8 protein-coding genes are annotated in these 7,114 nt (G+C 62.6%); 7 read left to right on the forward strand and 1 reads right to left on the reverse strand.

Translation table 11 applies throughout. The features are described from left to right. From EOA78_RS34360 to EOA78_RS34390, 7 genes are all read left to right on the forward strand, one after another. The coding region (locus EOA78_RS34360; protein ID WP_127320057.1) for a DUF4893 domain-containing protein at positions 1-414 on the forward strand (414 nt) is incomplete at its 5' end. Positions 415-567: 153 nt separating this feature from the next. Beyond that, a complete protein-coding gene (locus EOA78_RS34365; protein ID WP_245477989.1) occupies positions 568-1,479 on the forward strand; it encodes a fatty acid desaturase in 912 nt (303 codons plus the stop codon). A gap of 243 nt (positions 1,480-1,722) precedes the next feature. Beyond that, complete coding sequence (locus EOA78_RS34370; RefSeq protein WP_127320059.1) at positions 1,723-2,025, forward strand: virulence factor; 303 nt, start codon at positions 1,723-1,725, stop codon at positions 2,023-2,025. Then, positions 2,018-2,617: a methylenetetrahydrofolate reductase C-terminal domain-containing protein gene (locus EOA78_RS34375; RefSeq protein ID WP_127320061.1), complete on the forward strand. Its 600-nt coding sequence runs from the start codon at positions 2,018-2,020 to the stop codon at positions 2,615-2,617. Before EOA78_RS34370 ends, EOA78_RS34375 begins: the two co-directional genes overlap by 8 nt. Next, on the forward strand, positions 2,614-3,705 hold the full coding sequence (locus tag EOA78_RS34380) for a methylenetetrahydrofolate reductase (protein WP_123151815.1): 1,092 nt from the start codon (positions 2,614-2,616) through the stop codon (positions 3,703-3,705). The genes EOA78_RS34375 and EOA78_RS34380 overlap by 4 nt, the downstream gene beginning before the upstream one ends. A 79-nt stretch (positions 3,706-3,784) precedes the next feature. Then, positions 3,785-4,759: a methyltetrahydrofolate cobalamin methyltransferase gene (locus EOA78_RS34385; RefSeq protein WP_127320063.1), complete on the forward strand. Its 975-nt coding sequence runs from the start codon at positions 3,785-3,787 to the stop codon at positions 4,757-4,759. A gap of 10 nt (positions 4,760-4,769) precedes the next feature. Further along, positions 4,770-6,839 carry an ASKHA domain-containing protein gene (locus tag EOA78_RS34390; protein WP_206533558.1) on the forward strand — a complete coding sequence of 690 codons (2,070 nt, stop codon included), beginning with the start codon at positions 4,770-4,772 and terminating at the stop codon, positions 6,837-6,839. 62 nt (positions 6,840-6,901) lie between these two features. Here EOA78_RS34390 and EOA78_RS36660 read toward each other — a convergent pair. After that, positions 6,902-7,114 (reverse strand): hypothetical protein (locus tag EOA78_RS36660; RefSeq protein ID WP_206533559.1); only part of this gene is annotated, 213 nt, incomplete at its 5' end.

The following is a 7,114-nucleotide window of genomic DNA, read 5'->3' on the forward strand; positions in this document are numbered from 1 at the left end:
GCCGAGGTCAAGCAGCTCGACGCCTTGCTGGCAAAGCCGTTGGTCTCGTTTTCCGACAAGGACCTGACCGGCAACTGGCAGTGCCGCACCATCAAGGCCGGCGGGCTGAGCCCGCTCGTCATCTATGGCTGGTTCAAGTGCAAGGTAAGCGACGACGGTGACGGTTCGGGCTGGATGCTGGAAAAAATCACCGGTTCGCAGCGCACCAAAGGCCGTTTCTTCGATGACGGCGAAAAGCGCTCGATCTATCTCGGCTCCCTTTCTGTCAACGACGATCCTGCTAAACCCTATGGCAGCGGCCCGCAAAGCGATCAGGTCGGCTATGCCTTTCGCAACAGCGTCAACGAATGGCGCATCGAGTTCCCGGCGCCCTACTACGAATCGAAGCTCGACATCCTTGAATTCAAGCGCTGAGCCCGCGGCCCTGACCCAAGCCGATCATCAAGATTAACCTGGTAGTCTAACATCCCACGCTACGACTATGTCTTACGGGCACGTCGCGGCCTGCTGGCGTCTGTTGACGAGCACCGATTTACCGGACAGCGCCCTGGCGATAAGCTTGCCGGTATGAGCGAAATCGACCACCGCACCATCATCGCCAGCCTTTCGGTCGAGGATCGTCGCGACCTCACCGCCCAACTGGACAGGCCCGGCATAGTCCGGCTGGCCGTTCATGGCGGGCTGGTTGTCGTGCTCGGTGCGCTGATCGCCGCCCGCATTTCGTTCTGGCCCATTCTCATGCTGCCGCAGGGAATCCTGATCGTCTTCCTCTTCACGCTGTTGCACGAGACCATTCACGAAACGGCCTTCAGGACGCCGTGGCTCAATCGCGCCATCGCCGCAGTGTCCGGTTTCCTTATCCTGCTGCCGCCGGCGTGGTTTCGCTATTTCCATTTCGCGCACCATCGCTACACGCACGATCCGGACAATGATCCCGAACTGATGGCCCCGAAACCGAAAACCATTGCCCAGTACCTGCGCTATCTCTCCGGCGTCCCCTACTGGAGCGGCATGGCGCGCGTCGTCGTTACCAACGCCGCCGGCCGCAACCGCGACGTCTTCGTGCCGGAAAAGGGCCGCGACAAGGTGACTTCGGAAGCACGTAGGTTTCTGATCGCCTATGCGGTGCTGCTGGCGGCTTCCCTTGCCGTGCAGTCGGCGCTGCTGCTGTGGGGCTGGATTGTGCCGGTGCTCGTCGGCCAGCCCTTTTTGCGGGCCTATTTGTTGGCCGAGCACGCGCTTTGCCCGCATGTCGCCAACATGCTCGAAAACACCCGCACCACCTTTACCACGCGGCTGGTGCGCTTCGTGGCGTGGAACATGCCGTACCACTCCGAGCACCATTCCTATCCGGCCGTTCCCTTTCACCGCCTGCCGCGTTTCCATCAGATCGTCGCCGAACACCTGCGAACAACCGAGCGAGGCTATATCCGCTTCCACAGGAAGCTTGTCGGCAGCTTCGATCGTCGCACCGGCTGATCCAAACCAAGCCAAATATCGAAAACTCTCACCTTTCCTTTTGCGGCCTCCAATTGCGTCGCTTTTGAATGCGCGCGCGTCGTCCCATAACAAGCAGCCCAACAGCGCTTCCGGCAATGCTCCGAACCACTGCATCGGCCCGAAGATCGGAATCGATCTCCGGAAAAGTACGATGCAGCTGAGCCAAAGTAGTAGAGCGTCCTTTCCGATTGGACGCACGGCGCTCTACGGGAGTAGGAATTCATGGCCGATCTGATCGTCGTCTACTGGCGCGACATCCCCGCCCAGGTCATCGTCAAGAAAGGCCGGCAGAACGCCAAGCGCGAATTGCCGCTGCGTTTCACCGAGGCGATCGACATGTGCGCCATGCGCACCGGCGCCGGCGGTACCGACGACTATCTGGCCGAATGGCGCAAGGGCGACCCCGTGCCGGTCAGCGACGATCTTGAAGGCGAGGCCGAAAAAGCCTTTCAGGAGATTGACGCGAAATACGACCGCGAGCGGCTGATCGCTCTGGTCAAGGCGGGCGGAAAAGAAGATGTCTGAAACGACCCCGGCGATTACCCAGGCCACTCTGGTCAAGAAGGCAGCGCCGAAATCCGACTACAAGCCGGCCGACGTGTCGCCGCAGCGGCGCGTGCAGCGCTCCTTCGCCGTCAGGCTGTGGTCCGTCCGCCACTCGCGACTGCTCGAATGGTTTTACGCCAGGTTCTCCGACATGTTTTTGCTCCTCCATCCGCTGTGGAAGCGCATCGGTTACGGTCGCGTCGAAGGTCCGATCAAATTTGTCGAAAAACGCGTCAAGGGTTTTATGTTCGACTGCCGCATGTGCGGCCAGTGCATCCTTTCTTCTACCGGCATGTCGTGCCCGATGAACTGCCCCAAGCAATTACGCAATGGCCCTTGCGGCGGTGTGCGCGCCAACGGCAATTGCGAGGTCGAGCCTGATATGCCGTGCGTTTGGGTCAAGGCCTGGGAAGGTTCACGCAACATGGTGCATGGCGACAAGATTCTCGACGTGCAGAAGCCGGTCGATCAATCGCTGCGCGAAACCTCGGCATGGCTGCGCGTGACGGCACAGGCTGCCGCCGCCCGCGAAGCCTCGCGCAACACCTCTAACCCAGGGGCACCGGCATGATCGGCCGACAGCCCGACGAGAACCCGGCCGGCATCCATCTGCCGCTAGACCCCCTGCCCGGCCACACCTCACGCGGCCGGCTGGAGCGCGTCCTGAGGCGCGGCGAGTTCGCGGTGACGACCGAGCTCAACCCGCCCGACAGCGCCGATCCCGAAGATGTCTACAACCGCGCCAAAATCTTCGACGGCTGGGTCGACGCCATCAACGCCGTCGACGCGTCGGGCGCCAACTGCCACATGTCGTCGGTCGGCATCTGCGCGCTGCTGACCCGCATGGGTTATGCCCCGATCATGCAGATCGCCTGCCGCGACAGGAACCGCATCGCCATCCAGGGCGACGTGCTGGGCGGGGCGGCGATGGGCGTCGCCAACATGCTGTGCCTGACCGGCGACGGCGTGCAGGCCGGCGACCAGCCCGGCGCCAAGCCGGTATTCGATCTCGACTGCATGTCGCTTCTGGAAACCTGCCGCATCATGCGTGACAACGGCAAGTTCCTGTCGGGCCGCAAGCTGACGACGCCGCCGCAGCTTTTCCTCGGTGCGGCAATCAATCCTTTCGCGCCGCCGATCGATTTCCGCCCCTACCGGCTGGGCAAGAAGATCGCCGCCGGCGCGCAATTCGTGCAGAGCCAGTACTGTTTCGACGTGCCGATGTTCCGCACCTACATGCAGCAAGTCCGGGATCTCGGTTTCACGGAAAAATGCTTCATCCTGTGTGGCGTCGGACCGCTGGCCTCGGCCAAGACCGCCAAATGGATCCGCTCCAACGTGCCGGGCATTCACATCCCCGATTCGATTGTCAAGCGGCTGGAGGGCGCCCAGGACCAGAAGAAGGAAGGCAAGCAGCTCTGCATCGATATCATCAATGAGGTGAAAGAGATTCCTGGCGTCTCCGGCGTCCATGTGATGGCCTATCGCCAGGAGGAATACGTCGCCGAGATCGTCGATGAATCGGGCGTGCTGAAGGGCCGCCAGCCCTGGAAACGTGAAATCCGCCGCGACGATCAACTCGTCGCCGACCGGCTCGACCACATATTGCACGACGAGATCACCGAAACCCAAGTGGATATGGTCAAGACCGCGCATTGACGACGCGGGCGGTCACCATTCGCTTGATCGAAATCAGAAACGATATAAAGAAGTCTTTATATCACGACGGAGAGACTTCATGACCCGAACGATCGTTGCCTCGGCGACACGAGAAATCATTATCGGCTTCGACCAGCCCTTCTGCGTGATCGGTGAGCGCATCAATCCAACCGGGCGCAAGAAGCTCGCGGCCGAGATGATCGCGGGCAATTTCGAGACCGTCATCAAGGACGCGCTGGAGCAGGCCGCCTGCGGCGCCACCATGCTCGACGTCAACGCCGGCGTCACCGCCGTCGACCCAAACGCGACCGAGCCCGCGCTGCTGGTGCAGACGCTGGAAATCGTGCAGGGCCTGGTCGACCTGCCGCTGTCGATCGACAGCTCGGTAACCGCCGCGATCGAGGCGGCGCTGAAAGTCGCCAAGGGCCGGCCGCTGGTCAACTCCGTCACCGGCGAGGAAGAAAAGCTCGAGGCCATCCTGCCGCTGGTCAAGAAGTATAACGTTCCCGTCGTAGCCATTTCCAACGACGAGACCGGTATTTCAATGGACCCGGACGTGCGCTTCGCCGTCGCCAAGAAGATCGTCGAGCGCTGCGCCGATTTCGGCATTCCGGCGCATGACGTGGTCGTCGATCCGCTGGTCATGCCGATCGGCGCGCTGGGCGACGCAGGCCGCCAGGTGTTCGCATTGCTGCGCCGCCTGCGCGAAGAGCTCAAGGTCAACACCACTTGCGGCCTCTCCAACATATCGTTCGGCCTGCCGCACCGCCACGGCATCAACGCTGCCTTCATTCCGATGGTGATCGGCGCCGGCATGACAAGCGCCATCATGAATCCGGTGCGGCCTCAGGAGATGGAAGCCGTGCGCGGCGCCAATGTGCTGAACGGCACCGACGAGAACTGCACCAACTGGATCAGGACCTACAAGGACTACAAGCCGGCCGAAGGCGGCCACGCGGTCGCGGCGCCCACGCAAGTCAATGCGCCGGGTGAAGGCAATGGTAACGGCGGCCGCCGGCGCGGCGGGCGTGAGGCCCGTATGGCCAGAGGATAAGCGCGCAATCGTGAACTCTCCTGCCAACATCACCGATCCGCTCGTGCTGTTCATGCCGTCCGGCAAGCGCGGGCGGTTTCCGGTCGGCACGCCGGTGCTCGATGCCGCACGCCAGCTCGGCGTCTATGTCGAGAGCGTGTGCGGCGGACGCGCCACTTGCGGGCGCTGCCAGGTCGAGGTGCAGGAAGGCAATTTCGCCAAGCATAAGATCGTCTCTTCCAACGACCACATCTCGCCCAAGGGTGCCAAGGAGGAGCGCTACGAACGCGTGCGCGGCCTTCCCGAACGCCGCCGCCTGTCCTGCTCGGCGCAGATCCTCGGCGATCTCGTCGTCGACGTGCCGCAGGACACGGTCATCAACGCGCAGACCATCCGCAAGGACGCCGACACCAGGGTCATCGCCCGCGATTCGGCAATCCACCTGTGCTACGTCGAGATCGAAGAGCCCGACATGCACAAGCCGCTAGGCGATCTCGATCGCCTGAAGATCGCGCTGATGAAGGACTGGGGACTCAAGAGCCTCGATTTCGACGTCCATCTGCTGCCGCAGGTGCAAGGCATCTTGCGCAAAGGCAACTGGACCGCGACCGCCGCCATCCACAAGGATGCGGAAAGTGAAACCGCGCGGGTCATCTCTTTGTGGCCCGGCCTCAAGAACGAGGCCTACGGGCTTGCCTGCGATATCGGCTCGACCACCATCGCCATGCATCTGGTGTCGCTGCTGTCGGGCCGCGTCGCCGCCTCGTCGGGCACGTCGAACCCGCAGATCCGCTTCGGCGAGGATCTGATGAGCCGCGTTTCCTATGTGATGATGAACCCGGACGGTCGCGAAGGCATGACGGTCGCGGTGCGCGAGGCGATCTCTGGTCTCGTCGATAAGGTTTGCATGGAAGGCAACGTCCAGCGCAACGACATCCTGGATTCCGTCTTCGTCGGCAATCCGATCATGCACCATCTGTTCCTCGGCATCGACCCGACCGAGCTCGGCGGCGCGCCCTTCGCGCTGGCCGTCTCGGGTGCCGTGCACATCAAGGCGTCGGATATCGGCCTAAAGCTCAACCAGGGCGCGCGGCTCTATATGCTGCCTTGCATCGCCGGCCATGTCGGCGCCGACGCGGCTGCAGTGACGCTGTCGGAAGGCCCGCACCGCCAGGACGAGATGATGCTGATCGTCGACGTCGGCACCAATGCCGAGATCGTGCTCGGCAATCGCCAGCGGGTCGTGGCGGCCTCCTCGCCCACCGGTCCGGCCTTTGAGGGCGCGGAAATCTCCGGCGGCCAGCGCGCCGCGCCTGGCGCCATCGAGCGCGTGCGCATCGATTCCGACACACTGGAGCCGAAATACCGCGTCATCGGCTCGGAACTGTGGTCCGACGAGCCCGGCTTCCTCGACAGCGTCCAGGCAACCGGCGTCACTGGTATCTGCGGCTCCGGCATCATCGAGGTGGTCGCCGAAATGTATCTGGCCGGCATCATCTCCGAGGATGGCGTCATCGACGGGTCGCTCGGCGCCCGGTCGCCGCGCGTTGTCACCAATGGCCGTACCTTCTCCTATGTGCTGAAGGAAGGTGAGCCGAAGATCACCATCACCCAGACCGACATACGCGCCATTCAGCTTGCCAAGGCGGCACTCTATGCCGGCACCAAGCTGTTGATGGAAAAGCAGCACACCGACCATGTCGACCGCATCCACTTCGCCGGCGCCTTCGGCTCCTTTATCGATCCGAAATACGCCATGGTGCTGGGATTGATTCCCGACTGCGATCTCGACAAGGTTTCGGCCGTGGGCAATGCCGCCGGTGCCGGCGCGCGCATGGCGCTCTTGAACCGCGGCTATCGCCGCGAGATCGAGGAAACGGTGAGCCGGATCGAGAAGATCGAAACCGCGCTGGAGTCTAAATTCCAGGAGCACTTCGTCTACGCCATGGCGCTGCCGAACAAGGTCGACCCGTTCCCGAAACTTTCGGCGGCGGTGAAACTGCCACCGCGCAAGACGGTCAGCGAAGACGGCATTGCCGGCGATGCCGCCCCACGGCGGCGTTCGCGCGAAGGCCACGCGGCCCGGCGCGGTCGGGGGTAGGATCCCGCTGGCGCAAGCTGCCCTTTCGCCCTCATTCTCGTTTGCATGCAAATGTTTCCGGATCAGCCCAAACTGAAACACACTGCCGTTCCCGTGAAATCCACCAGATACATGTGCGGCGCATTTAACCGGCATCGAACGGCAGGCAGGAAATAACTTTCAGCCGCCGGAGCACTCCAAGGGAGATGAAGATGTCGATGTTCGAAAACCTCGGCCGCTTTGGTGCGGCCATCAAGCACGCGCACAACAGGAACAAATCCGTCCGGGCCTTGAAC

Origin of the sequence: Mesorhizobium sp. M5C.F.Cr.IN.023.01.1.1 (assembly GCF_003997585.1) — a bacterium.
GTDB lineage: Bacteria > Pseudomonadota > Alphaproteobacteria > Rhizobiales > Rhizobiaceae > Mesorhizobium > Mesorhizobium wenxiniae.

What these genes read in the sequence shown, in the direction of transcription:
- EOA78_RS34365 (WP_245477989.1), top strand. Translation starts at nt 568, where the DNA reads ATGAGCGAAATCGACCACCGCACCATCATCGCCAGCCTTTCGGTCGAG.
- EOA78_RS34370 (WP_127320059.1), top strand. Translation starts at nt 1,723, where the DNA reads ATGGCCGATCTGATCGTCGTCTACTGGCGCGACATCCCCGCCCAGGTC.
- EOA78_RS34375 (WP_127320061.1), top strand. Translation starts at nt 2,018, where the DNA reads ATGTCTGAAACGACCCCGGCGATTACCCAGGCCACTCTGGTCAAGAAG.
- EOA78_RS34380 (WP_123151815.1), top strand. Translation starts at nt 2,614, where the DNA reads ATGATCGGCCGACAGCCCGACGAGAACCCGGCCGGCATCCATCTGCCG.
- EOA78_RS34385 (WP_127320063.1), top strand. Translation starts at nt 3,785, where the DNA reads ATGACCCGAACGATCGTTGCCTCGGCGACACGAGAAATCATTATCGGC.